General features: G+C 67.0%; 27 protein-coding genes and 1 riboswitch. Of the genes, 15 read left to right on the top strand and 12 right to left on the bottom strand.

From position 1 onward, the window contains the following. Nucleotides 1-3: 3 nt before the first annotated feature. The 6 genes from GR316_RS12335 to GR316_RS12360 form a co-directional block, all read right to left on the bottom strand. The gene (locus GR316_RS12335; RefSeq protein WP_211785427.1) at nt 4-687 is read right to left on the bottom strand and encodes a GltB/FmdC/FwdC-like GXGXG domain-containing protein; all 684 of its coding nucleotides are present in this window, start codon (nt 685-687) and stop codon (nt 4-6) included. 2 nt (nt 688-689) lie between these two features. Continuing rightward, nucleotides 690-1,577 carry a class II glutamine amidotransferase gene (locus GR316_RS12340; protein ID WP_211785428.1) on the bottom strand — a complete coding sequence of 296 codons (888 nt, stop codon included), beginning with the start codon at nt 1,575-1,577 and terminating at the stop codon, nt 690-692. 189 nt (nt 1,578-1,766) lie between these two features. Continuing rightward, entirely contained in the window at nt 1,767-2,408 is a 642-nt protein-coding gene (locus GR316_RS12345; RefSeq protein WP_211785429.1) for a helix-turn-helix domain-containing protein, read from the bottom strand. A 99-nt stretch (nt 2,409-2,507) separates the two neighbouring features. Next, on the bottom strand, nt 2,508-3,776 hold the full coding sequence (arsJ, locus tag GR316_RS12350) for an organoarsenical effux MFS transporter ArsJ (protein ID WP_249218868.1): 1,269 nt from the start codon (nt 3,774-3,776) through the stop codon (nt 2,508-2,510). Further along, nucleotides 3,773-4,771 carry an ArsJ-associated glyceraldehyde-3-phosphate dehydrogenase gene (locus GR316_RS12355; protein WP_211785430.1) on the bottom strand — a complete coding sequence of 333 codons (999 nt, stop codon included), beginning with the start codon at nt 4,769-4,771 and terminating at the stop codon, nt 3,773-3,775. Before GR316_RS12355 ends, arsJ begins: the two co-directional genes overlap by 4 nt. Next, nucleotides 4,768-5,601 (bottom strand): arsenate reductase/protein-tyrosine-phosphatase family protein, encoded by an 834-nt coding sequence (locus GR316_RS12360; protein WP_211785431.1) that lies wholly within the window; start codon nt 5,599-5,601, stop codon nt 4,768-4,770. The genes GR316_RS12355 and GR316_RS12360 overlap by 4 nt, the downstream gene beginning before the upstream one ends. A gap of 217 nt (nt 5,602-5,818) precedes the next feature. Here GR316_RS12360 and rutA point away from each other — a divergent pair, with 217 nt between their 5' ends. The 14 genes from rutA (at nt 5,819) to GR316_RS12430 (ending at nt 17,016) form a co-directional block, all read left to right on the top strand. Then, nucleotides 5,819-6,904 (top strand): pyrimidine utilization protein A, encoded by a 1,086-nt coding sequence (gene rutA, locus GR316_RS12365; protein ID WP_211785432.1) that lies wholly within the window; start codon nt 5,819-5,821, stop codon nt 6,902-6,904. Beyond that, entirely contained in the window at nt 6,901-7,587 is a 687-nt protein-coding gene (locus tag GR316_RS12370) for an isochorismatase family protein (protein WP_211785433.1), read from the top strand. The genes rutA and GR316_RS12370 overlap by 4 nt, the downstream gene beginning before the upstream one ends. After that, nucleotides 7,580-7,963 carry a pyrimidine utilization protein C gene (gene rutC / locus GR316_RS12375; protein WP_211785434.1) on the top strand — a complete coding sequence of 128 codons (384 nt, stop codon included), beginning with the start codon at nt 7,580-7,582 and terminating at the stop codon, nt 7,961-7,963. The genes GR316_RS12370 and rutC overlap by 8 nt, the downstream gene beginning before the upstream one ends. Continuing rightward, complete coding sequence (gene rutD / locus GR316_RS12380) at nt 7,960-8,730, top strand: pyrimidine utilization protein D (RefSeq protein ID WP_211785435.1); 771 nt, start codon at nt 7,960-7,962, stop codon at nt 8,728-8,730. Before rutC ends, rutD begins: the two co-directional genes overlap by 4 nt. A 25-nt stretch (nt 8,731-8,755) precedes the next feature. Next, on the top strand, nt 8,756-10,222 hold the full coding sequence (locus GR316_RS12385) for an NCS1 family transporter (protein ID WP_211785436.1): 1,467 nt from the start codon (nt 8,756-8,758) through the stop codon (nt 10,220-10,222). Nucleotides 10,223-10,282: 60 nt separating this feature from the next. Next, the gene (locus GR316_RS12390) at nt 10,283-10,924 is read left to right on the top strand and encodes a TetR family transcriptional regulator C-terminal domain-containing protein (RefSeq protein WP_249218869.1); all 642 of its coding nucleotides are present in this window, start codon (nt 10,283-10,285) and stop codon (nt 10,922-10,924) included. Between the two features lie 8 nt (nt 10,925-10,932). After that, nucleotides 10,933-11,032: riboswitch (TPP riboswitch) on the top strand. A 103-nt stretch (nt 11,033-11,135) separates the two neighbouring features. Then, complete coding sequence (locus GR316_RS12395; RefSeq protein WP_211785438.1) at nt 11,136-12,113, top strand: FAD-dependent oxidoreductase; 978 nt, start codon at nt 11,136-11,138, stop codon at nt 12,111-12,113. Further along, nucleotides 12,097-12,294, top strand: a complete 198-nt coding sequence (gene thiS, locus GR316_RS12400) for a sulfur carrier protein ThiS (protein ID WP_211785439.1) — start codon at nt 12,097-12,099, stop codon at nt 12,292-12,294. Before GR316_RS12395 ends, thiS begins: the two co-directional genes overlap by 17 nt. Before the next feature lie 2 nt (nt 12,295-12,296). Then, nucleotides 12,297-13,067, top strand: a complete 771-nt coding sequence (locus tag GR316_RS12405; RefSeq protein ID WP_211785440.1) for a thiazole synthase — start codon at nt 12,297-12,299, stop codon at nt 13,065-13,067. Continuing rightward, nucleotides 13,064-13,660: a thiamine phosphate synthase gene (locus tag GR316_RS12410; protein WP_211785441.1), complete on the top strand. Its 597-nt coding sequence runs from the start codon at nt 13,064-13,066 to the stop codon at nt 13,658-13,660. The genes GR316_RS12405 and GR316_RS12410 overlap by 4 nt, the downstream gene beginning before the upstream one ends. Beyond that, nucleotides 13,657-14,640: a HesA/MoeB/ThiF family protein gene (locus GR316_RS12415; RefSeq protein WP_211785442.1), complete on the top strand. Its 984-nt coding sequence runs from the start codon at nt 13,657-13,659 to the stop codon at nt 14,638-14,640. The genes GR316_RS12410 and GR316_RS12415 overlap by 4 nt, the downstream gene beginning before the upstream one ends. After that, on the top strand, nt 14,637-15,572 hold the full coding sequence (locus tag GR316_RS12420) for an ABC transporter substrate-binding protein (protein ID WP_211785443.1): 936 nt from the start codon (nt 14,637-14,639) through the stop codon (nt 15,570-15,572). The genes GR316_RS12415 and GR316_RS12420 overlap by 4 nt, the downstream gene beginning before the upstream one ends. Continuing rightward, nucleotides 15,569-16,291, top strand: coding sequence for an ABC transporter ATP-binding protein (locus tag GR316_RS12425; protein WP_211785444.1), 723 nt, complete (start codon nt 15,569-15,571; stop codon nt 16,289-16,291). Before GR316_RS12420 ends, GR316_RS12425 begins: the two co-directional genes overlap by 4 nt. Beyond that, complete coding sequence (locus tag GR316_RS12430; RefSeq protein WP_211785445.1) at nt 16,288-17,016, top strand: ABC transporter permease; 729 nt, start codon at nt 16,288-16,290, stop codon at nt 17,014-17,016. The genes GR316_RS12425 and GR316_RS12430 overlap by 4 nt, the downstream gene beginning before the upstream one ends. A 2-nt stretch (nt 17,017-17,018) precedes the next feature. On the opposite strand, the gene GR316_RS12435 is transcribed toward GR316_RS12430, so the two are convergent. Next, a complete protein-coding gene (locus GR316_RS12435) occupies nt 17,019-18,005 on the bottom strand; it encodes a zinc-dependent alcohol dehydrogenase family protein (RefSeq protein ID WP_211785446.1) in 987 nt (328 codons plus the stop codon). A 190-nt stretch (nt 18,006-18,195) separates the two neighbouring features. Between GR316_RS12435 and GR316_RS12440 the strand changes: the two genes are divergently transcribed. After that, a complete protein-coding gene (locus GR316_RS12440) occupies nt 18,196-19,101 on the top strand; it encodes a LysR family transcriptional regulator (RefSeq protein ID WP_211785447.1) in 906 nt (301 codons plus the stop codon). Nucleotides 19,102-19,141: 40 nt separating this feature from the next. On the opposite strand, the gene GR316_RS12445 is transcribed toward GR316_RS12440, so the two are convergent. From GR316_RS12445 to GR316_RS12465, 5 genes are all read right to left on the bottom strand, one after another. Further along, nucleotides 19,142-21,400, bottom strand: a complete 2,259-nt coding sequence (locus GR316_RS12445; protein WP_211785448.1) for a glycoside hydrolase family 2 protein — start codon at nt 21,398-21,400, stop codon at nt 19,142-19,144. 1 nt (nt 21,401) lies between these two features. Continuing rightward, nucleotides 21,402-22,550, bottom strand: coding sequence for a galactonate dehydratase (dgoD, locus tag GR316_RS12450; RefSeq protein ID WP_211785449.1), 1,149 nt, complete (start codon nt 22,548-22,550; stop codon nt 21,402-21,404). A 7-nt stretch (nt 22,551-22,557) separates the two neighbouring features. Then, entirely contained in the window at nt 22,558-23,472 is a 915-nt protein-coding gene (locus tag GR316_RS12455) for a Gfo/Idh/MocA family protein (RefSeq protein ID WP_211785450.1), read from the bottom strand. Next, entirely contained in the window at nt 23,472-24,530 is a 1,059-nt protein-coding gene (locus GR316_RS12460) for an ABC transporter ATP-binding protein (protein ID WP_211785451.1), read from the bottom strand. Before GR316_RS12460 ends, GR316_RS12455 begins: the two co-directional genes overlap by 1 nt. Nucleotides 24,531-24,605: 75 nt before the next feature. Further along, nucleotides 24,606-25,415: an IclR family transcriptional regulator gene (locus GR316_RS12465; protein ID WP_211785452.1), complete on the bottom strand. Its 810-nt coding sequence runs from the start codon at nt 25,413-25,415 to the stop codon at nt 24,606-24,608. Between the last annotated feature and the right edge of the window lie 104 nt (nt 25,416-25,519).

Genomic DNA, 25,519 nt, shown 5'->3' on the forward strand with positions numbered 1-25,519 from the left:
TCCTCAATAGGCGCCGGCGTGGTCGACGTGGAAGTTGTAGAGCTTGCGGGCCGAGCCGTAGCGTTTGAACTCTTCGGGCTTGGCATCGGCGCCGGCACGGGCCAGCAGGTCGCGCAGGATCTCGAGATGTTCGGGGCGCATCTCTTTCTCGATGCAGTCCGCCCCCAGCGATTTCACGCTGCCGCGCACGAAGAGCCGCGCCTCGTAGAGGCTGTCGCCAAGCGCGTCGCCCGCATCGCCGCAGACCACGAGGTTGCCCGACTGCGCCATGAAGGCCGACATGTGGCCGACATTGCCATGCACGACGATGTCGATGCCCTTCATCGAGATGCCGCAGCGCGAGGAGGCGTTGCCCTTGATGACAAGAAGGCCGCCATGGCCGGTCGCCCCGGCATATTGGCTCGCATCGCCTTCGATGACGACGGTGCCCGACATCATGTTCTCGGCGACGCCCGGCCCGGTGGAGCCGGTGACATGCACGCTCGCCTGCTTGTTCATGCCGCCGAGGTAATAGCCGGTCGATCCCTTCACCGTCACCTCGATCGGCGCGTCGAGGCCGACGGCGACGGCATGGGCGCCGCGCGGATTCTCGATCACCCATTGGGTCTGGTTGGTCTGCTGGGCCTGTGCCTGCAGGGCGGCGTTCAGCTCGCGCAGCGGCGTGGTGGCCATGTCGATGGTCTGCATGCTCAACGCTCCCAGAAATAGACGGTGGCGGGTTCGGGTTCCCAGACGCGGGCGGCGTCGATGCCCGGCAGTTTGGCGAAGGCGCGGTATTCGCTGCCGAAGGCGACGTAATCCTCGGTCTCGGCCATGACGGCGGGCTTGCAGGCGATCGGATCGCGCACCACGCCAAAGCCGTTGCGCGTGCCGACGACGAAGGTGAAGAAGCCGTCCAGATCCTCCAGCGTGCCTTCGAGGGCCTCGCCGAGGTTGACCCCTTCGGCAAGCCGCGAGGAGATGTAGCAGGCCGCCACTTCGGTGTCGTTCTGCGTCTTGGGAGCAAAGCCCTTTTCGGTCAGCCGGCGACGCATCTGGTTGTGGTTCGAGAGCGAGCCGTTATGGACGAGGCACTGATCCGCGCTGGTGGAGAAGGGGTGAGCGCCCATGGTCGTCACCGCCGATTCCGTGGCCATGCGCGTATGGCCGATGCCGTGGCTGCCGCCCATGCCGCGGATGCCGAAGCGGGCCGCGACGTCCTTGGGCAGGCCGATCTCCTTGAAGATCTCCATCGAGGTGCCTGCCCCCATGATGCGGATGCCGCGCGCATCAAGGAAGCTCCGGGCCGCCGCCTCGCCGCCCTCGGGCAGGGAGAGGACCGCATGCGTGTCGATCACCTTCATCGTGACCGGCGCCTCGAGGATACCGGCAAGGGCCACGTCGAGGCCTGCGAAATCCACCGCCGGGGCGTCGGATTGCACGGTCATCTTCAGGGGGCCTGCCTCATCGCCATAGATCGCGATGCCGGCACTGTCGGGGCCGCGATCGGTCATGGTGATCAGCATATCGGTGAGCATGTCACCCAGTTGCGGACGAAGATCGTCCTTCTTCAGAAACAGGCCAACGATGCCACACATGTTTCTCTCCGTTTCGGTTTCAGCCAAGGCCGTCTCGTATTGACTACCGGGAAACTTATTTGACGGAAAAGATATTTTGTTTCTGCAAAGGAAGATTTTTTTCTCAGGCATGAAGCGGCGCGGAATTAGGCAATTTCCGGGGGAAAACGGGGCGTCGTGCCGCGTCCTTGGGCGAAGCCTGTCTGCGCCCTAGCCCGCCTGCGGATAGCAGATGATCGACAGATACCGCGCGGGAAGGGTGCGCAGCGCCTCCGGCCCATGGGGCGCATCCGAATCGAACAGCAGCGTATCGCCCGGTTCCAAGCGGTAGATCTGATCGCCGTGGCGATAATCCACGCAGCCCTCCAGCATATAGAGCATCTCGATCCCCTCGTGCTGAAACACGGGGAAACGGTCGCTCTGCGTGGTCAGGACGATCATGTAGGGCTCCACCACGACGCCCGAATTGTTCGAACCGATATGGCCCAAAAGGTGGTATTGATGGCCCGAACGGGTGCCCGCGCGCTCGATCTCCACGCCTTCGCCGGCCTTCACATGCATGCAGCCCCGCGCCTCCTCGAAGCCGGAAAACAGCTGTATCAGCGGCACGCGCAGCGCATTGGCCAGCACTTGAAGCGTGTTCAGCGAGGGGGAGATCACCCCGTTCTCGATCTTGGAGAGCATGCCCACCGACAGGCCCGTCTGCGCGGCAAGGTCCGATCCGGTCATCCGCTGACGTTTGCGCAGTTCCCGCACCTGCCGGCCGATCGCCACCTCCAGGTTCTTTTCGCGGATGTCACGAAGGGCGTGGGGGTCCTGCGTCAGGCTGGCGGCTTTGCGGGTCTCGTTCATGGCGGTGTGTTCCGGCTTGCATACGGGGGAGGGGGCGCCTGCGGATCGCAGCGCCCCCCATACCTTCCCGTGCCCGCCGGGCAAGCGCAAGCGGCCCGGTTAAGCGGGCGCGCCCTCTGGACGGTCCGAAAGCCGCCCCGAAGTCAGCGCCGCAAGCACCACCAGCGCCGAGGCGGTGGCCATCACGAAGGTCAGCCCGCCCAGCTGATAGGTCAGCCCCGACAGCAGCGTGCCGATCAGCCGCCCGCCCGCATTGGCCATGTAGTAGAAGCCGACATCCATCGTCACCCGCTCCGACCGCGAGAACGCGAGGATGAGGTAGGAATGCAGCGAGGAGTTCACCGCGAACAGCGCCCCGAAGGCCAGAAGCCCCAAGACCAGCACCACCGTCAGCCATGTCTGCGGGCCGGGCGACAGGGCCAGCGCCACCGTCAGCGCCGCCGGAACCGTCAGGAGCGCCAGCGCCCAGCCACGGGCGGCGCGGATCAGCTCCCCCTCCGGGCGGTGGGCGGCGCGCAGGATCGCCGGGGCGGCGGCCTGCACCATGCCATAGAGGATGACCCAGACCGCCATGAAGATACCGATCATGAAGAAGGCGGCGCGGTTGCCCGCCTCGGTCCCGTCCGACAGCACGGCGTAGAAATAGATCGGGATGCCCACCACGAACCACACGTCGCGCGCCCCGAACAGGAACACCCGCGCCGCCGAGAGCCAGTTCACGTTGGCCGATTTCGAAAACACCTCGGAGAATTTGGTCCCCTTGCGCCCGCGCGGCAGGCCGGCGGGCATGAACAGCACCACCGCCAGACCCACGGCCGCCAGCGCCGCCGCCATGGCCAGCACCGCCCCCATGAAGCCGAGCGTCGCCAAAAGCGCCGCCCCCAGCAGAAAGCCCATGCCCTTCACGGCGTTCTTCGATCCGGTCAGCACTGCGACCCAGCGGAACAGCCCGCCCCCTTCGGAGGGGGCCAGCAGCTTCACCGCCGATTTCGACGACATCTTCGCCAGATCCTTGGCCACGCCCGACAGGCCCTGCACGCACATCACGAACCCGACCGAGAGCGCGATGCTCCAACCCGGATCGAGCTGCGCCAGCGCCACCAGCGCCACCACTTGCAGCGCCAGCCCCGCATAGAGCGTGGAGGTCAGCCCGAAGCGCGCCGCAATCCAGCCCGCCGCAAGGTTCGTCACCATCCCCGCCACTTCGTAGAGGATGAAGAGATAAGCCAGCTGCACCGGGCTGAAGCCCAGCGTGTGGAAATGCAGCAGCACCAGCATCCGCAGCGCGCCGTCGGTTAGCATGAAGGCCCAGTAGGCGGCCGTCACCGCACCATAGGCGGCCAGCCCTTCGGGACGCGCGCCGCTCACAGCGCCGCACCCACCATGCGCGCCACGTCCACGAGGCGGTTGGCATAGCCCCATTCGTTGTCGTACCACGCATAGACCTTCAACTGCGTGCCGTTCACGACCATGGTCGACGGCCCGTCCACGATCCCGGAACGCGGATCGTTGGTGTAGTCGGTGGAAACGAGGGGCCGCGTCTCGTAGCCGAGGATGCCCTTCAGCGGGCCTTCGGCGGCGGCGGCGAAGGCGGCGTTCACCTCTTCGGCGGTGGTCTCCCGCTCCAGTTCAAAGACGCAATCGGTCAGCGAGGCGTTCAGCAGCGGCACGCGCACGGCATGGCCGTTCAGGCGGCCCTTCAACTCGGGATAGATGAGCGTGATCGCCGTGGCCGATCCGGTCGTCGTCGGGATCAGCGAGTTCAGCGCCGAGCGGGCGCGCCGCAGATCCTTGGCCGGGCGGTCCACGATGGTCTGGGTGTTGGTCACGTCGTGGATCGTGGTGATGGAGCCGTGGCGGATGCCGAACGTCTCGTGCACCACCTTCACCACGGGGGCGAGGCAATTGGTCGTGCAGGAGGCGGCCGTGATGATCCGGTGCACCTCAGGATCGTAGGTGTCGTGGTTGACGCCATAGACGATGTTGGCGGCATTGCCGTCCTTCACCGGGGCCGAGACGACGACCTTCTTCACCCCCGCCGCGAAATAGGGGGCCAGCGCGGCCTCGGATTTGAAGACGCCGGTGCAGTCGATCACCACATCCACGCCCGCCAGCGGCAGATCCGCCAGCGCCGAGGCGCCGACGAAGGGCAGGCGCGTTCCGTTGATCGTCACGCTTTCGGCGTCATGAGCGAACTCTGCGTTCCAGCGCCCGTGCACCGTGTCGAATTCCAGAAGATGGGCGTGCATCTGCGGATCGCCGACCGCATCGTTGATGAAGGCGATGTCCGCCCCGCTTTCCAGCAGGGGTTTCAGCGCCAGCTTGCCGATGCGGCCGAGTCCGTTCAGTGCGTAGGTGGTCATGCAAGTTCCTCGGGGGATGTGCGGCCGATCTGATCGACGGCGGATTGAAGGGCGATGCGGTCGAGGCTGGCGATGGGCAGCGCGGTGAACGCCTCGATCCGGTTCTTCAGCGCGCCATAGGCGTGCTGGAAGGCCAGCGCCTTTTGGGCGTCGGTGCCTTCGGCCTTCACCGGATCGGGCATGCCCCAATGGCCGCTGACGGGCTGACCGTCCCATGCGGGGCATTCCTCGTTCGCGGCCTGATCGCAGACGGTGAACACGAAATCCAAACGCGGCGCATCCGGGCCAGAGAATTCCGAGATGTCCTTGGACCGCAGGACCGACACGTCGTGCCCCTTGTCCTGCAGCACTTGCACCGCGAAATCGTTCAGCTTCGTGCCGGGACGCGTTCCGGCGGAGAAGGCGGTGAACCGATCGCCCGCAGCGCGGCGCAGGATCGATTCCGCAAAGATGGAGCGGGCGGAGTTCCCGGTGCAGATGAACAGCACATTGTAAGTCCGGTCCGTCATGGGCGTAGCTCCTCTATCAAAGGGCAGGCAGAGATCGGGGCGGCCGCGGCAGCATTCGGTGAACAGCACACCGAACATCCGTCGCACCGCCGTCATATCGACGGTATAGAAGATCGACGTGCCGGCGCGCGCCTGCTCCACCAGCCCCGCCCGCGCCAGCGCGGCCAGATAGGTGGACATCGTGCTGGCCTTGATCCCGAGCGCGGTCGCCAGTTCCCCCGACGCGACGCGTCCGGGATAGCGGCGCATCAGCAGCCGAAAGACGGCGAGCCGCTGCGGGTGGCCAAGGATTGCGAGCTGGTCGGCGATCTCTATTTCCATATTTCATGGAATACTGAAAAAGACGCCCGATTCCAAGTGAAGTTTCCATGACAGCGCCGCCTCGCGATATGACGCCGCCTGCCGAAGCGCCACGGGACGGTCATTCCCGCCCAATCCTCCGGCACTTCGCGTCTTGGCCCGCCCCAACGACCGGAATGTTTTTACCAGATGGTAAAGATCGCCGCATCCTGACCTCAAGGAGCAGCAGGAGACGCACATGGACATCGGTATCTTCCTTCCCATCGGCAACAATGGCTGGCTGATTTCGGAAAACGCCCCGCAATACATGCCCAGCTTCGAGCTGAACAAAGAGATCACCCTCAAGGCCGAGGAGCACGGCCTCGACTTCGTTCTGACGATGATCAAGCTGCGCGGTTTCGGCGGCAAGACGGAGTTCTGGGACCACAACCTCGAAAGCTTCACGCTGATGGCCGGGCTGGCCGCGGTGACGACGAAGATCAAGCTCTTCGCGACGGCGGCGACGCTCGTCTCGCCCCCGGCGATGGTGGCGCGCATGGCCAGCACGATCGATTCCATCTCGGGCGGGCGGTTCGGGGTGAACCTCGTGACGGGCTGGCAAAAGGCGGAATACGAACAGATGGGCGTCTGGCCGGGCGACAGTTTCTTCGGCAGCCGCTACGACTATCTGACCGAATACACCCAAGTGCTGCGCGATCTGTGGTCCACCGGGACCTGCGATCTGAAGGGCAAGCATTTCACCATGGACGACTGCCGCGTCTCCCCCCGCCCGCAGGGGGATATGAAGATCATCTGCGCCGGGTCGTCGGATGCGGGGATGGCCTTCTCGGCGCAGCATGCCGATTACAACTTCTGCTTCGGCAAGGGGGTGAACACGCCCACCGCCTTCCGCAGCAACCCCGAACGCCTGCAACAGGCGACGGCCAAGACGGGGCGCGACGTCGGCACCTATGCCCTCTTCATGATCATCGCCGACCGCACGGACGAAGCCGCCCGCGCCAAGTGGGAGCATTACAAGGCCGGGGCCGACCAAGAGGCCCTTGCATGGCTGGGCCAGCAGGCGGGCGCGGACAAGACCTCGGGCAGCGACACCAACGTGCGCCAGATGGCCGATCCGACCTCGGCGGTGAACATCAACATGGGCACGCTCGTCGGCTCCTACGCCACGGTGGCGCGGATGCTGGACGAGGTGGCCGAGGTGCCGGGCACCGGGGGCGTGCTGCTGACCTTCGACGATTTCGTGAAGGGGGTCGACGATTTCGGCCGATACATCCAACCGCTGATGCGCTCGCGCAATCCGGCCCGCGTGGAGGAAGTGGCATGAGCCTGATCCCGGCCAGCCCCGAACCCGTCGCCTTCGATGCCAAGGACACCGCGCTGATCGTGGTGGACATGCAGAACGCCTATGCCACGCCCGGCGGCTATGTGGACCTTGCGGGGTTCGATCTGACGGGTGCGCGGTCCTGCATCCAGAACATCGGCACCGCCATCGCCGCCAGCCGCAAGGCCGGGGTGCAGGTCGTGTTCCTGCAGAACGGCTGGGATGCCGGCTATTCCGAGGCGGGGGGGCCGCAATCGCCGAACCTTGCGAAATCCAACGCCATGAAGACGATGCGCCAGCGGCCCGAACTCTGGGGCACGCTGCTGTCCAAGGGCGGCTGGGATTACGACATCATCGACGAGCTGTCGCCGCAGGAGGGGGACCTTCTGGTGCCCAAGCCGCGCTATTCGGCCTTCTTCAACACATGGCTGGATTCGGCCCTGCGCTCGCGCGGGATCCGCAACCTCGTGTTCTGCGGCATCGCGACGAATGTCTGCGTGGAAAGCACGCTGCGCGACGGGTTCCACCTCGAATACCACTGCCTGATGCTGGACGACGCGACGCATCATCTGGGGCCGCAATTCGTGCGCGATGCCTCCGTCTACAACGTCAAGACCTTCTTCGGCTGGGTCGGAGAGACCGCCGATTACTGCCAAGCCATCACCGCGGAGACCGCACATGCCTAAAACCCCGATCATCCCCGAAGGCACCGGCAAACCGCTGGCCCCCTATCTGCCCGGCGTTCTGGCGGGCAACACCGTCTATGTCTCGGGGACGCTGCCCTTCGATGCCAACAACGACGTGGTGCATGTGGGCGATGCCGCCGCCCAGACCCGCCATGTGCTGGAGACGATCCGCCGCGTGATCGAAACGGCGGGCGGCACGATGGACGATGTGGTGATGAACCACATCTTCATCACCGACTGGGCCGATTACGGCGCGGTGAACGGCGTCTATGCCGAGTTCTTTCCGGGCGACAAGCCTGCGCGCTTCTGCATCCAATGCGGCCTCGTGAAGCCCGATGCGCGGGTGGAAATCGCGACCGTCGCGGTGCTGGCATGAAGTATCACATCCGCCGCTGCGGGCGGGAGGGCGCGCGCATGCTCGTGCTCTGTTCGGGGCTTGGGGGCGCGCGGGGCTATTGGACGCCGCATCTCGAGGCGCTGGAGGCGATGGGCCTCGATGTCCTCCTCTACGATCAACGCGGCTGCGGCGAGAACATGGAGGCGATCGGCCCCACCCGCATCGCGGACATGGCCGACGACGTGCTGGCCATCTGCGATGCGGCCGGGGTGGAGCGGTTCGATCTCTTGGGCCACGCGCTTGGCGGGCTGGTGGGGTTCGACCTCGCCTGCCGCGCGGGGCGGCGCATCGACCGGGTGGTGGCGATCAACGCATGGCCCCGGATCGACGCCCATACCGCGCGCTGCTTCGACATCCGCCTTGCCACGCTGACGCATCAGGGGCTTGCCGCCTTTGCCGCGCTTCAGCAGAACTTCCTCTATCCGCCCTTCTGGATCGCCGCCCACCCGGACCGCATCGCCGCCGAAGAGGCCCATGCCGTCGCCCATTTCCAAGGCGCGGACACGGTGCGGCACCGCATCGGCGCGCTGCGCGATTTCGCCCTCGGCGATTGGCCCGAGGCCGGGCCGGAGGTTCTGCTCATCTCTTCCACCGACGATGCGCTGGTGGACGCGGCGCAGTCGCGCCGTCTGGCCGAACGCATCCCCGGCGCGCGCCTTCTGGAATATCCCCAAGGCGGCCACGCGCTGAACATCACCAAGCAGACCCGTTTCGAGGCAGATCTTGCCGCCTTCCTGACCCATTGACGTCCTCAACCCTCGGAGAAATCTCATGTCGGACGTTCGGACCTCTCCCGCCGCCTTTGCGCGGCCAGACGACCTGATCGAGGAATCGATCCTGCCCACCCGCATCGCGGATCGGTCGATCTCGGCCATGGGCTATACATGGATGTTCGTCGGCATCGCCGTCATCATCGCCGGATATTCGCTGGGCGCCTCGGGCGTCGGTGCGGGCATGTCCTTGGGTACGGTCATGCTGACGGTGCTGATGGCGAACCTGCTGATCGGCGCCGTCATGCTGCTGAGCGCCGATATCGGCACCGAGCACGGGCTGTCCTTCGCCGTCTATCTGCGCGCGCCCTTCGGAACGCGCGGCACGCATTTCCCGGCACTGATGCGCGGGCTGGTGGCGGCGGCGTGGTTCGGGGTGCAGACCTATCTCGGGGCGCTGGCGCTGAACGGGATCGGGCAGTACTTCCTCGGGTTCGACAACTGGGTGGTGTGGTACGCCGCCTTTGCCGCGCTGCAGATCGTGAACACCGCGATGGGCATCAAATCGGTGGAACGTCTGGCCGCGCTGGCCGCGCCCGCCATCCTCGCGATTTCCATCTGGATGTATTTCCGGCTGGAAGGGGTGGCCGATCAGCAGGGCATCAACATCTGGACGCAGGTCGGAACGCCGCAGATGTCGCTGGCGGTGCTGTTCGTCGCCAATCTGGGCTTCTGGTCCACGCTGGCCGTGGACATCCCGAACCTGACGCGGTTCGTGCGCACCACGCCCGGCGCCACTAGCTTCTGGAAGCGCAATCGCAGCGTGTTTGCGGGGCAACTGATCGCGCTGCCGGTCACGCAGGCGCTGATCGCGGGCCTCGGGGGCATCTCGCTTCTGGCGACGGGCAACTGGAACCCGGTGGAGGTGATCCAGTCCGAGGCGACGGGCGTGACGCTGATCGTGCTCTTCGCGCTCGTGGTGCTGGCGCAATGGTCCACGAACAACGCGGCCAACCTCATCCCCTCGGCGCTGACGCTGGTGAACCTTGCGCCGCGCTGGATCGGCTATCGCCGCGCGGTGGTGCTGGCGGGAATCGTCGGCACGCTTTGCTTCCCTTGGGCGCTTCTGAACAACCTGTTCGTGTTCCTCAGCTATTGCGGGGCGTTCCTGTCGGGGATCGGCGGCATCATGATGGCCGATTACTACGTCCTGCGCCGCCGCCGCCTGAACGTGCCGCAGCTTTACGATCCGATGGGGCAGTACCGCTATGTCGGGGGGTTCAATCCGGCGGGCATCGTCGCTTGGGTGCTGGCGGGCAGCGTGGCGGCCAGCTTCGTCGACTATTCCTTCGTCATCGGCTTCCCGCTCGGTTTCGTGGCCTATCTGGTGCTGATGAAGGCCGTGGTGATGCCGCGCTTCACGCAGATCGAATGCGAGGCGAGCGATCCTGCGCGCTATCTGGCGACCTCGGTCGGAAAGAACTGGGTGCATGACGGGGGCGGCGCGTTCCGCCACGAACCGGCATAACGCGGGACAAAGCGCATCGGGGCTGCTACACCCGCCCCGATGCAACCTATGACAGACCCTATGCCCCGGCCCAAGACCCGCAACCAGCTCGAGAAACGCAAGGTGATCCTTGAGGCCGCGCTGGAGATCTTTTCCGAAAACGGCCTGCGCGGCGCCACGCTGGAGATGATCGCCACACAGGCCGGACTGTCCAAGCAGAACCTGATCTATTACGTCCCGACCAAGGAAGCGCTCTATGTCGAATTGCTCGAAGGGCAGCTTGATGCGTGGCTGCAACCCTTGCGCGACATCGACGCCGCCGGCGATCCGCAGACCGAGATCCTGACCTATGTCCGCCGCAAGCTAACGCTGTCGGAAACGATGCCCCGCGAAAGCCGCCTCTTCGCGACGGAGATGCTTCAGAACGCGCCCCGCCTGTCGCCCGTGCTGTCGGGGCGTTTGCGCGCGCTGGTGGATGAAAAGGCCGCGATCCTTGCCGGATGGGCGCGGGACGGGCGCATCGCCCCGCTCGATCCGCATCACCTGATCTTCGCCATCTGGTCCATGACGCAGCATTACGCCGATTTCGACGTGCAGATCTCGGCGGTGCTGGGGCCGGATCGCGCGCCGCGCCGCCACCGCGAGGCGGAGGCCTTCGTCACCGCCGCCATCCTGCGCATCATCGACCCGGCCCCCCTTGCCCATGACGGCGGGGCTGCATAACATCACGCCCGAATCCGTTGGGGTGCCCATCCAGGGCTGAGAGGCGAAAGCCAACCCATCGAACCTGATCCGGTTAGCACCGGCGGAGGGAACGGAACGACGCGCCGGGGCAGATCACGCCCCCGGTCCGTCCCGTGCCCCCTTGCCGGACAAAGGGGGACATGACGATGCGCAGCCGACCGACCCGTTTCCACACCGCCCGGCGCCTTCCGTGACGGCGATCACCGTGATCGGCTGCGGTGTCGCGGGCCTTGCCGTCGCCGCCGAACTTACCGCCCGCGGCCGGCCCCTGCGCCTCTTGGACCGGCAGGCGGATGCTGGCCCGCATCAATGTTCGTGGTGGGCGGGCGGAATGCTTGCCCCCGATTGCGAAGGCGACACCGCCGAAGAGGCTGTCGTCCGCCTTGGCCGCGAGGCGGCCGATTGGTGGCAGGCGCAGGGCGCCGCCGTGACGCGGGCCGGAACCCTCGTTCTGGCACCGCAGCGCGACCGCGCAGAGATCGACCGCTTCGCCCGCCGCGTACCCGCCCGCAGCCTCGATGGCGCGGGCATCGCGGCGCTCGAACCCGATCTGGCGGGGCGTTTCGCCCGGGGCCTCCATGTGGAGGGCGAGGCGCATCTTGCCCCGCGCGACGCGCTGGCGGCCCTGCGCCGCCGGTTGGAGGCCGCGGGCATCCACCCCGAGACTGGCCCAGCCCCCACGGACGGCATCACCATCGACTGCCGCGGCCTTGCCGCCCGCGACGCGCTGCCCGATCTGCGCGGGGTCCGGGGCGAGATGGTCGTCCTGCGCGCGCCCGATCTGAATCTAACCCGCCCGGTGCGGCTGCTGCATCCGCGCTATCCCCTTTATGTCGTGCCGCGCGGGGGCGGGGTGCATATGCTCGGCGCCACGCAGATCGAAAGCGGCGGGCGCGGCCCGGCCACGGTGCGCGCCGCGCTCGAACTCCTCAGCGCGGCCTATGCCCTGCACCCCGCCTTCGCCGAGGCCGAGATCCTCGAACTGGGCGCCGATGCGCGCCCCGCCTTTCCCGACAACCTGCCGCGCATCCGCAGACGCGGCAGCACCATTCACGTCAACGGCCTGTTCCGTCACGGATTCCTTCTAGCGCCTGCCATGGCGCGGATGGTGGCGGACTGGCTCTGCTGCGGCATCACACCGGAGGTTTGCGATGAGGATAACCGTTAACGGCACCCCCGAGGAGGTGACGGCCACCACCCTTGCCGAGGCGCTGACCGCCCTTGGCCGGGACGGCGACACCGTGGCCACCGCCCTGAACGAAGAGTTCGTGCCCGCCGCCGCCCGCGCCGCCACCCCGATCGCCCCCGGCGACCGGATCGAGATCGTCGCGCCGCGGCAGGGGGGCTGATCATGCCGGATTTCTATGGAACGCCCGTCGCCTCGCGGATGATGCTGGGCACGGCGCAATACCCCTCGCCTGCCACGCTGGAGGCGGCCTTCCGCCGCTCGGGCGCGGGGATCGCCACCGTCTCGGTCCGGCGCGAGGCCGCCGCCGGGGAGGGCGCGCCGTTCTGGGCGCTGGTGCGCGATCTGGGGGTGCGCGTGATGCCCAACACCGCCGGCTGCCACACCGCGCGCGAGGCGGTGACGACCGCCCGCATGGCGCGCGAATTGTTCGGCACCGATTGGATCAAGCTGGAGGTGATCGGCCATGCCGACACGCTGCAACCCGATCCGTGGGGGCTGGTGGAGGCCGCGACGATCCTCTGCGCCGAAGGGTTCCGCGTCTTTCCCTACACCACCGAGGATCTGGTTCTGGCCGCGCGCCTCTTGGATGCGGGCTGCGAGGTGCTGATGCCGTGGGGCGCGCCGATCGGCACCGGGATGGGGCTGGCGAACCCCTACGGTCTGCGGGCGCTGCGCGCGCAGTTCCCCGATGTGCCGATGGTGATCGATGCGGGCCTCGGCCGTCCCAGCCATGCCGCCGAGGCGATGGAGATGGGCTTCGACGCCATCCTTCTGAACACCGCCGTCGCGCGCGCCGACGATCCCCCCGCCATGGCCGAAGCCTTCGCCTCTGCGGTGAAGGCGGGCCGTCTCGGCTACGAGGCCGGCGCGATGGAGCCGCGGGACATGGCCGCGCCCTCCACCCCGCTGATCGGTCGGGCGTTCCTGTCATGACGCTGGATCGTTTCTATCCGATCTTCGACGATGTGCGCTGGCTCGAACGGATGCTGCCCTTGGGGGTGCGCCTCGTGCAGCTGCGCCTGAAGGACCGCAGCGAGGCCGACATCCGCGATCAGTTGGCGCGGGGGCGCGCGCTTTGCGCCGCGCAGGGGGCGGTGCTGGTGGTCAACGATCATTGGCAGGCCGCGATCGATCTGGGCTGCGACTGGCTGCATCTGGGGCAGGAGGATCTGGACGGGGCCGATCTGCGCGCGATCCGCCGCGCGGGGTTGCGCCTTGGCATCAGCACCCATGACCGCGCCGAGCTCGACCGGGCGCTGGCGCTCGGGGCGGATTACATCGCGCTCGGCCCGGTATGGCCGACCGTCCTCAAGGTGATGAAATGGCACGAGCAGGGGGTGGATCGGCTGACCGAATGGAAGCGTCTGGCCCCCGACATTCCCCTCGTCGCGATCGGCGGGCTGTCGGTGGCGCGCGCGCCGCAGGCCTTCGCCGCCGGGGCGGACATCGTTTCGGTCGTGACCGACATTACCCTGTCCTCCGACCCCGAGGGCCGGGTGCGCGATTGGATCGGGTCCACGCGATGAGCCGCTACGAACGCCAGATCGCGGTGCCCGGCTTCGGGCCCGCCGCGCAGGGGCGGCTGCGAGAGGCCCATGCGCTGGTGATCGGCGCGGGCGGGCTTGCTGCGCCCGTGCTGCAATACCTCGTCGGGGCGGGGATCGGCCGCATCCGCCTCGTCGATCCCGACCGGGTGGAGGCGGGCAATCTGCACCGCCAGACGCTGTTCACCGCCGCCGATATCGGCGCGCCCAAGGTCGCCGCCGCCGCGCAGCGCCTTGCCGCGCTGAACCCCGACACGCAGGTGGAGGCGCGGGCCCTGCATTTCGATCCCGCCACCGCCCCGGCGCTGATCGCGGGCACCGATCTGGTGATCGACTGCGCCGACAGTTTCGCGGCCAGCTACACCGCCTCGGATCATTGCCGGGCGGTGGGGACGGCGCTGATCAGCGCCTCGGTCACGGGGATGGCGGGCTATGCGGGCGGCTTTTGCGGCGGCGCGCCCAGCCTGCGGGCGCTGTTTCCCGACCTGCCCGCACGGATGGGAAGCTGCGCCGAGGACGGCGTTCTCGGCCCCGTCGTCGGCACGGTCGGCGCGCTTCAGGCGCAGATGGCGCTGGCGCATCTGGCGGGGCTGCACCCGTCGCCGCTGGGGCGGCTCGTCAGCTTCGATGCGGCGGGGTGGCGCTTTGGCGGCTTTTCCTTTGCTGCCGCGCCCGAACCGGCAAAGGCCCACCGCTTCATCGCCGCCGCAGAGATTGCGCCGGACGATTTCGTCGTCGATCTGCGCGCCCCGGACGAAGGCCCGCCCCCCGTGCCCCATGCCCGCCGCCACGCCGTCGGTGCCTTCGGCCCCGGTGGCCCGCGCCCGCCCGCCGGGGCGCGCGCCGTCCTGTGCTGCCGCAGCGGATTACGCGCATGGCAGGCCGCCACCCGCCTGTCCGCCGTCTGGAACGGCCCCATCACCCTCGTCGCCCTTGGCGACACCACCGGAGAGACCGCATGAGATACCTCGCCGTGCTGCTGTGCCTGATGGCCGGCCCCGCCGCTGCCGCCGACCGCCTGACCGTGATGCTAGACTGGTTCGTCAATCCCGATCACGGCCCCCTCATCATCGCCGAGCACGAGGGCTTCTTCGCCGACGAGGGGCTCGAGGTGGAACTCGTAGCCCCCGCCGATCCGGCCGATCCGCCGAAGATGGCCGCCGCCGGGCGCGCCGATATCGCCGTGTCCTATCAGCCGCAGCTGCACCTTCAGGTCGCCGAGGGGTTGCCGCTGAAACGCGTCGGCACGCTGATCGCGACCCCGCTCAACTGTCTTCTGGTGCTGAAGGATGGCCCGATCCACGACATCGCCGATCTGCGGGGCCGCCGCGTCGGCTTTTCCGTCGCCGGGGTGGAGGAGGCGATGCTGGGCGCCATGCTCGCCCCCGCCGGGATGGGGATGGACGATGTCGAGATGGTCAATGTGAATTGGTCGCTCTCGCCCGCGCTGATGTCGGGGCAGGTGGATGCCGTCATCGGCGCGTTCCGCAACTTCGAACTGAACCAGATGAAGATCGAGGGCGTGGAGGGGCGCTGCTTCTATCCCGAGGAAAGCGGCGTTCCGAGCTATGACGAGCTGATCTACGTCGCGAACCCGGACCTCGTGAACCCCAAGGTGATCGCCCGGTTCCTGGCTGCAACCGAACGCGCCGTGCAGTTCATGGTGAACCACCCCGAGGAAAGCTGGGCGATCTTCGCCGCCCATGCCCCCGAACTGAACGACGCGCTGAACGCGATGGCGTGGGACGACACGCTGCCGCGCTTTGCGCTGCGCCCGGCGGCGCTGGATGCGGGCCGCTATGCCCGGTTCGAGCGGTTCTTGTCGGATCGCGGGCTGATCGAAGGGGTGCGTCCGGTTTCCGATCTGGCGGTCGCGCCGGATGGCGGGGAATGATCGCCCCCGCCCTGATCTTCGAAGGCCGGGTGCTGGCGCGCGGGCGCGCGCTGGTCGGCCCCGTCCGGCTGGAGGTGCCGGGCGGGCGATGGACCTGCCTTCTCGGCCCGTCGGGGATCGGGAAATCGACGCTTCTGCATGCCTTCGCGGGGCTGACCGACGGGCTGTCGATCGACGGGACCGTCGGGGCGGGGGATGGCCGCCCGCTGGCCGGGCGCACCGCGCTGATGGCGCAGGCCGACGGGCTGCTGCCATGGCTGACCGCGCAGGAAAACGTGGTGCTGGGCGATCGTCTGCGCCGCCGCCGCCCCGATGCGGAGCGCGCCCGCGCGCTCTTGGCCCGCGCCGGCCTTGCGGGGCTGGAGGGGCGCAAGCCCGGAGCGCTTTCGGGCGGGCAGCGCCAGCGGGCCGCACTTGCCCGCACCCTCTACGAGGATCGGCCCGTGGTGCTTCTCGATGAGCCGTTCTCGGCGCTCGATGTCGCGAACCGGGCGCGGATGCAGGATCTTGCGGCGCGCGCATTGGCGGGCCGCACCGTGCTGCATGTCACCCACGATCCGGCCGAGGCCGCGCGCCTTGGCCATGCGATCCGCCTTCTGACGCCGCAGGGCATCGCCGCCATCCCGCCGCCCGATCTGCCCGCCCCGCGCGCCCCCGACCATGCCTGCACGCTGGAACTGACGGGCCGATTGACGCGCCAGTTGCTGGAGGCCGCATGAAGGCCGTGATCGCGCTTCTGGTCGGGGTGGGGCTGTGGCAGGCGGCGGTCCTCGTCTTGGACATGCCGCCCTTCATCCTGCCCGGCCCGGCCCGCACCGCCGCCGCCCTGTGGGAAAACCGCGCCCTTCTGGCCAACCACGGCGTCATCACCCTGACCGAGGTGCTGCTGGGCCTGACGCTGGGCGTCGGCCTTGGCGGGCTGACGGCGCTCCTTCTGGCGGCGATGCCGCGCGTGGCGGCGGTGCTGGGTCCGATCCTCGTCTTCAGCCAAGCCGTACCGGTCTTCGCCCTCGCGCCGGTGTTCACCCTATGGTTCGGCTATGGGCTCGGCTCGAAGGTGGCGATGGCGCTCCTGATCATCTATTTCCCCGTCACCTCGGCCTTTCTGGACGGGCTGCGCGCGACGCCCGCCCCATGGGTCGATCAGGCGCGCATCATGGGGGCCTCGCCGCGCCGCATCCTGTGGTGCGTGCGCATGCCCGCCGCGCTGCCCGCGCTCTTGTCGGGGCTGCGGCTGGCGGCGGTCTATGCGCCGATCGGGGCGATCATCGGCGAATGGGTCGGGGCGTCGCGGGGCCTTGGCTATCTGATGCTGCTGGCCAATGGGCGGGCCAAGATCGACCTGATGTTCGCCGCGATCCTCGTCGTGGCGGCCATGGCGATCGGGCTGCACCGGGCGGTCGATACGCTCGCCCGGGGCATGGAGGCAAGGCGCCTGCGCTGAGGTCAGACGGTGATCACGACCTTGCCGATGGCCCGGCCGCTTTGCAGGCGGGCATAGGCCTTGCCGACCTCGGACAGATCGAACGCCTCCTCGTCCACGAGCGGCGCGACCGCCCCCGCATCCACGAGCTGGGCAAGCCCGGCCAGGATCTCGCCATGCGCGCGGCGCCCGACATCGTGCAGCATCGGCAGCAGCATGAAGACGACATGGAGCGACAGCCCTTTGAAATGCACCAAGGACAGATCGAGCGCCAAGAGCGAGACGGTGGAGACGACATGGCCATTCAGCGCCGCCGCCTCGAAGGATCGGGTCATGTTCTCGCCGCCGACCGTATCGTAGACGACATCGAAGCCCGCACCCCCGGTATGGGCCTCGACATAGGGCCCCACCGTTTCGGCGCGGTAATCGATGGGCGACGCCCCGAGCGAGCGGATCACCTCCAGCTTTGCCGCCCCCGTGCCCGTGGCCCAGACCTCTGCCCCCAGATGCCGGGCCAGCTGCACCGCGACATGGCCGACACCGCCCGCGCCCCCCTGCACGAGCACCTTCTGCCCGCCCCGGACGCCCGCCCGGTGCAGACCTTCCCATGCGGTGATGCCCACCAGCGGCAGGGCCGCCGCTTCGCGCATTCCGATCGTCTTGGGCTTTTGCGCGATCAGTTGCGCATCGGCCAGGATATACTCGGCCAGCGCACCCGGAAGATCGGCAAGACCGCCCGCGCAGCCATAGACCTCGTCCCCGACGGCGAAACCTTCGACCCCCTCGCCGACCTCTTCGACGATGCCCGCGAAATCCATGCCGAGGATGGCCGGAAGCTCCGGCGACAGGGGGAGATCCCGTCCCATGTCCCGGATCATCGTATCCACGGTGTTGACGCTCGTGGCCTTCACGCGGACGAGGACATGCCCCGGGGCGATGGCGGGGCGCGCCCGCTCGGCCGGGGTGAAGGCGGCATCGGGGCCGTAGGCGTTCAGGATCATCGTCTTCATCGGAAACTCCATCCAAGGCTGCGTTAATCCCGAGATAACCTGATCGGCCCCGCTACATAATCGGGGCAGTTCCGTATTCAGTTTTCGGGTCGGCGATATAATGAGGCGGGGCACGCCGCCCGCACATCGCCCTTGAACGCGGGGATCAATCGGCCTCAATGGGGGCATCTGCACATTGGAGGCGCACCGAATGGACACCGATCACCTGCGCCTCTTCGTCATGGCGGCCGAACGGCTCAACATCTCCGCGGCGGGGCGGGCCTTGGGGCTTGTCCCGGCGGTCGCCAGCGCGCGCCTTGCCCGATTGGAGCAGGACCTCGGCGTGGAGCTTCTGCGCCGGACCACCCGCAAGGTGTCGCTGTCGCTGGAAGGGTCGGATTTCCTGCCCTATGCCCGCGAGATCCTTGCGCAGGCCGATGCGGCGCGGGCGGCGCTTGGCGGGTCGGATGCCGGGCCGAAGGGCACGCTGCGCTTTGCCGCGCCCAGCAGTTTCGCGCAGCGCCACATCATGCCGCTGCTGCCCGAGTTTCACGCCGCCCATCCCGATCTGACGCTGGATCTACGCCTGTCCGATACGCGCTTCGACCTGATCGAGGGCAGTTTCGACCTTGCCTTGCGCAGCGGCCCTCTGGACGACAGCAGCCTGAAGGGGCGCAAGCTGTCCGATGACACGCGGGTTCTCTGCGCGGCGCCGGGATATCTTGCGGCGCATGGCGTTCCGGCTGCGCCGCAGGATCTGACCGGCCACCGGCTGATCGCGTGGAGCAGGCTCGGCCAGCAGGAACTGGTGAATGCCGCGGGGCAGACGGCCCTTCTGGACACGGAGCGCATGATCAGCCGCACCATCGTGGACGACGGCGATGCGCAGCGCGAGGCGACCTTGGCCGGGGCGGGGCTATCGGTGAACTCGCTTTGGAACATCGCTGCGGAACTGGCGGATGGGCGGTTGGAACGGGTGCTTCCGGGATGGAGGCTCAACGATCGCGCGGTGCTCTGGCTGGTCTATCCGCGCAGCAACGTGCTGACCCCGAAGACACGGGTGTTCATGGATTTCCTGATCCGCCGATTGGCAGACCATGCCGGGTGGAGCGAGTGATCGCCCACCCGGCCGATGATGGCCGGGTGGATGCCTCGCGTCAGAGCGCGAAGGTCAGCAGATCGCTCTGCGATGCCGGTTCGGTGGCGGTCAGCGTGATCGTCTGGGTGCCGAACCGCGGCGACGTGACCGTCAGCGTGATGGTCCCGACCTCTCCGGTCAGCCGCAACCACGCGCCCGAGGTGCCGCCCGCCAGCACCGTCATCTCCGGCCCGATCAACGTGGCCGGACCCTCGACGTGCAGCGTCAGCGGATCGTTCAGGAACAGCAGCTTGTTCCCTGCCTGATCCAGTGCGCGGAAGATCACGCGGATCTCCTCGCTTGCATCGGCCTCGGCGGTCCGGACATCGGGGACGATCTCCAACGTGGTCGGCGTGCTGTCGCCGGGGAAGATCCGTTCCGCGACCTTCTCTTCGTTCAGATATCCTGTGATGCGCCCGCCGTGCCAGCTTTGGCCCCAGTGGCCCAGCTCATCCGCCGAGAAGTGCCGGTCGTCGATGATGATGGGCGGATTGGGCAGGTGGCCGAAGCGTTCGCGATCCGGCCCCACACGTTTGACCACATCGGCAAAGACCAGTTCGACCTCGTCGCAGTTCGTCAGGATGACCAGCGGCAGAACCCCCCCGATATTCCGCTCTCCGCGCGCCCAGACCGTGACGGGTTCCATGACGATCCCTTCGCTGGCGGGCTTCTGGCTGGAATAGGCGAAGGCTGCGAATTTCGGCTCGCGGAAAATCGTCATGACGCCGTGGTGGCAGATGCGGTCGCCCGCGCCGAAATCCTTGTGCGTGTTGTAATCGTACATGCACCAGCCGATGCAGCCCGAGATGCTTGGATCGGCATAGGCGGCGTTGAGCACCTCCAGATGCCGGATCGCATGTTCGGACTGATGCGCCTCCGGATCGCCCGCCTTGGTCGGGAACATATGGCCGTTATATTCGGTGATGAGATAGGGCACGGGGTGCGGCAGGCCCGTCACCTCGGGCTGCGTGCGCAGAGCCGTGCGGGGGCGGTTGGTGCCCGGTATCTCGAATTCGCCCAGCACGAAATCGTTCATCGTGTACACATCCTCCAGCAGTTCGCTTTCGGTGATGTACCGCACGCCCCCCGTGGGGCGGGTGCCGTCCAGTTCGCGGGCCGTGGCGTTGGTGCGCAGGTAGAAATCGCGATTGTCGAAACTCTCGTTGATCCGCACGCCCCAGATGATGATGGAGGGGTGGTTCCAGTCCCGTTCGATCATCCGGGCGACGTTCTGCACGGATTCGTCCTGCCACGCGGCCCCGCCGATATGCTGCCAGCCGGGAATCTCTTCAAAGACCAGAAGCCCGATGTCATCGCAGCGGTCCAGAAAATACGTGCTTTGCGGATAATGCGATGTGCGCGCGATGTTGCAGCCCAGATCGAAGCGCAGGATCTCGGCGTCGCGTTCCTGTGCGCGTTTGCCCTGCGCATAGCCGGAATAGGGAAAGCTCTGATGCCGGTTCAGCCCGCGCAGCTTCAGCGCCTCGCCGTTGAGCTTGAAGCCTTCGGGCGTCCAGTCCACCTGCCGGAACCCGAAGCGGGTCAGCGTCCGGTCCCCGCTCTGCAGCGTGATGTCGGCCGTATACATCGCGGGCGTGTCGCAGGACCACAGGGTGATGCCGGTCAGATCCGCAATCGTGACCTTGGCGCGATCATCCGCGATCTCGGCCGTGCCGCGACCGACCTCGGTGCCGCTGGCATCGAAGATGACCGCGGTTGCCGTGCCCTGTGCCCCTTCGGTCCACAGGTTGAGCACGACCGTTTTCCGCGCGGCCAGAACCTCGGGGGTTTCGATCTTCACGTTGCGGATATGGGCCTTCGGCAGCACCCGCAGCCAGACATCGCGGTAGATCCCGGCATAGGTCAGATAGTCGATCCGCCCGCCGAAAGGCGGGATCTGCGGGTTCTCCGTCCCGTCGATCCGCACGGTGATCCGGTTGACGCCGCGCGTCAGATGCGGCGTCAGGCGCGCGGTAAAGGGCGTGTAGCCATCCGCGTGCCGGACAACCTCGGTCCCGTTGCACCACACCACGGCATCGGCCATCGCGGCGTCGAACCGCAGTTCGACCTCTGCGCCCTCCCATTCCGCGCACCAGTGCAGATCCCGCTGATAGGTGAAGGCGTGCTGATAGGCGGTTTCGTCGAAATAGTTCAGCGGCAGATCGACGGCATTATGCGGCAATGTAACCGCCGCACCGCCCAGATCGGCCGTGATCCAGTCGGGATCGAACCCGTCCCTGAAGGACCATTCCGTATTCAGTTTCTGGTTGTTACGCATCTTACCACTCCGCAAAACTGCCGTCGGCATGACGCCAGACGGGGTTGCGCCAACGATGGCCATTGGCGGCCTCGCGGCGGACTTTGTCCTCGTTCACCTCGATCCCAAGGCCCGGCCCCTGCGGAATGCGGGCATAGCCGTCCTCATAGCCGAAGACCTCGGGGTTGGTCAGGTAATCCAACAGATCCGACCCTTCGTTGTAATGAATGCCAAGGGATTGTTCCTGGATGAAGGCGTTGTAGCACACTGCATCCAGTTGCAGGTTCGCCGCCAGCGCGATCGGCCCCAGCGGGCAGTGCAGCGCCAGCGCCACGTCATAGGCCTCGGCCATGCCGGCGATCCGGTAGGTTTCGGTGATGCCGCCCGCGTGGGACGGATCGGGCTGGATGATGTCGACAAAGCCTTCCTGCAGGATCTTCTTGAAATCCCAGCGGGTGTAAAGGCGTTCGCCAAGCGCGATGGGGGTGGAGCAGTGATTGGCAATCTCGCGCAGCGCCTCGGCGTGTTCCGACAGCACCGGTTCCTCGATGAACATCAGCCGGAACGGTTCCAACTCCTTGGCCAGAACCTTGGCCATGGGGCGGTGCACCCGCCCGTGGAAATCGATGCCGATGCCGAAATCGGGGCCCATCTCGTCACGGATCGCCTGCACGCGTTCCAGCACCTGATCGACCTTGGCGTGGCTGTCCACGAACTGCATTTCCTCGGTGCCGTTCATCTTGACGGCGGTGAACCCGCGCTCGCCGCACTCCCGTGCCATGCGGGCGGTATCGCCGGGGCGGTCCCCGCCGATCCAGCTATAGACCCGGATCCTGTCCCGCAGTTGTCCGCCAAGCAGCGCGTGGACCGGCTGGCCCAAGGCCTTGCCCTTGATATCCCACAGCGCCTGATCGATGCCTGCGATGGCCGACATATGGATGCCGCCGCCCCGGTAGAAGCCCGCGCGGTACATCACCGTCCAATGGTCATTGATCAGGCGCGGGTCCTGTCCGATCAGGTAATCCGACAGTTCCTCGACCATGGCGGCCACGGTCTGCGCGCGCCCCTCCAGCACCGGTTCCCCCCAGCCGGAAATGCCCTCATCGGTGCTGATCTTCACAAAGCACCAGCGGGGCGGAACGATGAAGGTCTCTATTGCCGTGATTTTCATGGTGGCCTCAGGGCGTGAAAGGGTGGGTGGAATGGTGCGTTCCGATCAGGAAGGCATCCGCGACAAGGCGCAGCGGCGCCAGATCGACATCGCTTTGCCCTGCGGCGACCAGCTGCGCAAAGCGGGCATAGAGGCGCGTGTATTCCCGGTTCTCGCCGGAATGCAGCACGGTCCCGTCGATGCTGGCCTGTGCGCCGCCGTCATCCAGCATCAGCGTGCCCTGATCGGTTTCGAACCGGATGCGCCAGATTTCGTCCTTCGCCAGCCGCCAGTCGAAGGTGGCCGTGATCGGAACGCCCTGCGCCGACAGGTGCAGATCCGCCGCGATGGGCGTTTCGCGGCCCTGCGGGATGTGCAGATCGGCGCGTAGCAGCACGACATCGGGCACAAGCGCCGTCAGGATCGACAGCGCATTGATGCCGGGATCGAACACACCGAGCCCCCCTGCCTTCCAGATCCACTCCTGCCCCGGATGCCATTTGCGCACATCCTCGCGCCATTCGATCGTGACGGAGCTGAGGGTTTTGCCCGACAGCCATGCGCGCGCCGCCTCCACCGCGGCGGCCTCTCTCGAATGCCATGTGGCGAAAAGCGTCAGCCCGCGGGCCTGCGCCGCATCCTGCAGCGCCCCGATTTCCGACAGCGTGGCCCCCGGCGGCTTTTCCAGCATCAGATGCCGCCCGGCCTGCAGGGCCGCCATCGCCAGATCGAACCGCCCCTGCGGAGGGGTGCAGAGCGAGATGGCCGCAATTGCAGGTTCCGCCGCCAGCAAGGCCGCGAGATCGGGATAGCTGGCAACCCCGTCCAGCCGGGCATTCCGCGAGGCGATGGCCGCAAGCTGCATTCCCGGGTTCGCCGCAATCGCGGGCAGATGCTGGGCGCGGGCGATGGTGCCGAGCCCGACCAAACCGATCTCCAGCATCAGCGCACCCGCAGACCGTTGTCGGCGCGGAACACGAAGCAATCGGCGGGGTCGTATTCCAGCCCCACCATCGTGCCACCTGCGGCCTGCAGGCGTTGATCGGTTTCCACGACCAGCCGTTCGCCCGAAGGCGCGCTCAGATGCGCATAGGTGACAGAGCCGAGGTTTTCGGCATGTTCCACCCGGTAATTCCCCTGTGCCGTGATCCGCAGCGCATTGGGCCGCAGGCCGACTTCGACATCCACGCCGTTCCGCGGCATCGCGATCGCGGGCTTGATCCGCGCGTCGTCCAGCCCCGGAACGGTGATCGCGCCGTCCTGCACCGTGGCCGCGACGAAGTTCATCGCCGGAGAGCCGATGAACCCGGCCACAAAGCGGTTGTCGGGATCATCGTAGAGATGCATCGGGGCACCGACCTGTTCGATATGGCCCGCGCGCAGAACGACGATCTTGTCGGCCATCGTCATGGCCTCCACCTGATCATGGGTGACATAGATCATCGTGGCGCCGATCTCGCGGTGCAGGCGCGCGATCTCGGTGCGCATTTCCACCCGCAATTCGGCATCGAGGTTCGACAGGGGTTCGTCGAACAGGAACACCTCCGGCCCCCGCACGATGGCGCGGCCGATGGCCACGCGCTGCCGCTGCCCCCCCGACAGGGCGCCGGGCTTGCGGTCCATCAGCGGGTCCAGCTTCAGGATGCGCGCGGCTTCGTTCACCTTGGCAAGGATGTCCGCCTTGGGGTGGCCATTCATCTTCAGGCCGAAGCCCATATTCTCGCGCACCGTCATATGGGGATAGAGCGCGTAGGTCTGGAACACCATCGACACGCCGCGCGCCGCCGGATCGGCATGGGTCACATCCCGCGCCCCGATGGTGATGGAACCGGCGGTGGTTTCCTCCAGCCCCGCGATCATCCGCAGCAGGGTCGATTTCCCGCAACCGGACGGGCCGACGAACACGCAGAATTCGCCCTGTCGAACATCCAGATCGACGCCATGGATGACCTCCACGGCGCCATACGTCTTGACGACCTTGCGCAGGCTAACTTGAGACACGGACTCTCCTCCCAGAGTGATGTGACGACAGTGCTTCCGGCGGTGCGGCGTCAGTGCCTCCGCGGAACGCGCTGATTATTGTTCGGGAAAACGCCACGCATGGGCCGCCTCCGCGATGGCTCGGGCGGTGTGCAGGACGCGCGGGGCATGGGCCTCCAGCTTGGCGCGGTCTTGTGCATTGGCCGTGGTGATCGACAATGCGCCAAGCACGCGGTTCGTCTGCGACAGGATCGGGGCGGCGATGCAGACGATGCCGGGCTCGTGCTCCTCGTTGTCCCACGCAAAGCCGCGCGCCCGGATGGCCGCCAGTTCCGCCCGCAGCATCTCTTCGTTCGCCAGCGTCGTGGGCGTGAAGGCGTGAAAGGAGGTGCGTGCGATGGCGTCCGCCAGCTTGTCCTCGGGCAGATAGGCCAGCATAGCCTTGCCCACGCCGGTGCAATAGCTGGGGCCGACCTTGCCCGATTGCGAGAACATTTCCACCGGGCGGGCCGCGTTCCGTTTGTCGACATAAAGCACCATGCCGCGTTCCAACTGGGCAAGGTGGATCGTCTCTCCGGTGTCGGCGGAGAGCGCATCGAGGAAGGGCGCCGCCACCGGCGCAAGGCTGCTTTGCGCCCATGCCGAATGCGCCAGCCGCACGAGGCGCAGGCCCGGCGCATAGGTCTGCCGGTCGGCATCGAAGCTCAGCATGTCCTGATTGGTCAGCGCCTGCAAAAACCGATGCAGCGTCGCCTTGGGCAGGCCCGCAGCCGGCAGCAGTTCGGCAAATTTCACCGGGCGCGCAAATCCCGCGACCAGATCCAGCACGGCAAGCGTCCGCCCCACTGTCCCGTCTTCCTTCGCCTTATCGCTCTGCAAGGCGGCAGGATCTTGGTACTCGGTCATCGGCTCCCCCCTCCGCACCTCGCTCCGTTCGATGTTGACAGACTGGCCGATTCGGCAGATCGTTTCAATATGCAATATGGTGTTCCAACATGTGGAACTCTTTA

Origin of the sequence: Falsirhodobacter algicola (genome assembly GCF_018279165.1) — a bacterium.
Lineage (GTDB): Bacteria > Pseudomonadota > Alphaproteobacteria > Rhodobacterales > Rhodobacteraceae > Falsirhodobacter > Falsirhodobacter algicola.

Bases quoted from the DNA above. Each gene is read 5' to 3' on its own strand.
- GR316_RS12335 (WP_211785427.1), bottom strand. From the start codon at position 687: ATGCAGACCATCGACATGGCCACCACGCCGCTGCGCGAGCTGAACGCC.
- GR316_RS12340 (WP_211785428.1), bottom strand. From the start codon at position 1,577: ATGTGTGGCATCGTTGGCCTGTTTCTGAAGAAGGACGATCTTCGTCCG.
- GR316_RS12345 (WP_211785429.1), bottom strand. From the start codon at position 2,408: ATGAACGAGACCCGCAAAGCCGCCAGCCTGACGCAGGACCCCCACGCC.
- GR316_RS12355 (WP_211785430.1), bottom strand. From the start codon at position 4,771: ATGACCACCTACGCACTGAACGGACTCGGCCGCATCGGCAAGCTGGCG.
- GR316_RS12360 (WP_211785431.1), bottom strand. From the start codon at position 5,601: ATGGAAATAGAGATCGCCGACCAGCTCGCAATCCTTGGCCACCCGCAG.
- rutA (WP_211785432.1), top strand. From the start codon at position 5,819: ATGGACATCGGTATCTTCCTTCCCATCGGCAACAATGGCTGGCTGATT.
- GR316_RS12370 (WP_211785433.1), top strand. From the start codon at position 6,901: ATGAGCCTGATCCCGGCCAGCCCCGAACCCGTCGCCTTCGATGCCAAG.
- rutC (WP_211785434.1), top strand. From the start codon at position 7,580: ATGCCTAAAACCCCGATCATCCCCGAAGGCACCGGCAAACCGCTGGCC.
- rutD (WP_211785435.1), top strand. From the start codon at position 7,960: ATGAAGTATCACATCCGCCGCTGCGGGCGGGAGGGCGCGCGCATGCTC.
- GR316_RS12385 (WP_211785436.1), top strand. From the start codon at position 8,756: ATGTCGGACGTTCGGACCTCTCCCGCCGCCTTTGCGCGGCCAGACGAC.
- GR316_RS12390 (WP_249218869.1), top strand. From the start codon at position 10,283: ATGCCCCGGCCCAAGACCCGCAACCAGCTCGAGAAACGCAAGGTGATC.
- thiS (WP_211785439.1), top strand. From the start codon at position 12,097: ATGAGGATAACCGTTAACGGCACCCCCGAGGAGGTGACGGCCACCACC.
- GR316_RS12405 (WP_211785440.1), top strand. From the start codon at position 12,297: ATGCCGGATTTCTATGGAACGCCCGTCGCCTCGCGGATGATGCTGGGC.
- GR316_RS12410 (WP_211785441.1), top strand. From the start codon at position 13,064: ATGACGCTGGATCGTTTCTATCCGATCTTCGACGATGTGCGCTGGCTC.
- GR316_RS12415 (WP_211785442.1), top strand. From the start codon at position 13,657: ATGAGCCGCTACGAACGCCAGATCGCGGTGCCCGGCTTCGGGCCCGCC.
- GR316_RS12420 (WP_211785443.1), top strand. From the start codon at position 14,637: ATGAGATACCTCGCCGTGCTGCTGTGCCTGATGGCCGGCCCCGCCGCT.
- GR316_RS12425 (WP_211785444.1), top strand. From the start codon at position 15,569: ATGATCGCCCCCGCCCTGATCTTCGAAGGCCGGGTGCTGGCGCGCGGG.
- GR316_RS12430 (WP_211785445.1), top strand. From the start codon at position 16,288: ATGAAGGCCGTGATCGCGCTTCTGGTCGGGGTGGGGCTGTGGCAGGCG.
- GR316_RS12435 (WP_211785446.1), bottom strand. From the start codon at position 18,005: ATGAAGACGATGATCCTGAACGCCTACGGCCCCGATGCCGCCTTCACC.
- GR316_RS12440 (WP_211785447.1), top strand. From the start codon at position 18,196: ATGGACACCGATCACCTGCGCCTCTTCGTCATGGCGGCCGAACGGCTC.
- GR316_RS12445 (WP_211785448.1), bottom strand. From the start codon at position 21,400: ATGCGTAACAACCAGAAACTGAATACGGAATGGTCCTTCAGGGACGGG.
- dgoD (WP_211785449.1), bottom strand. From the start codon at position 22,550: ATGAAAATCACGGCAATAGAGACCTTCATCGTTCCGCCCCGCTGGTGC.
- GR316_RS12455 (WP_211785450.1), bottom strand. From the start codon at position 23,472: ATGCTGGAGATCGGTTTGGTCGGGCTCGGCACCATCGCCCGCGCCCAG.
- GR316_RS12465 (WP_211785452.1), bottom strand. From the start codon at position 25,415: ATGACCGAGTACCAAGATCCTGCCGCCTTGCAGAGCGATAAGGCGAAG.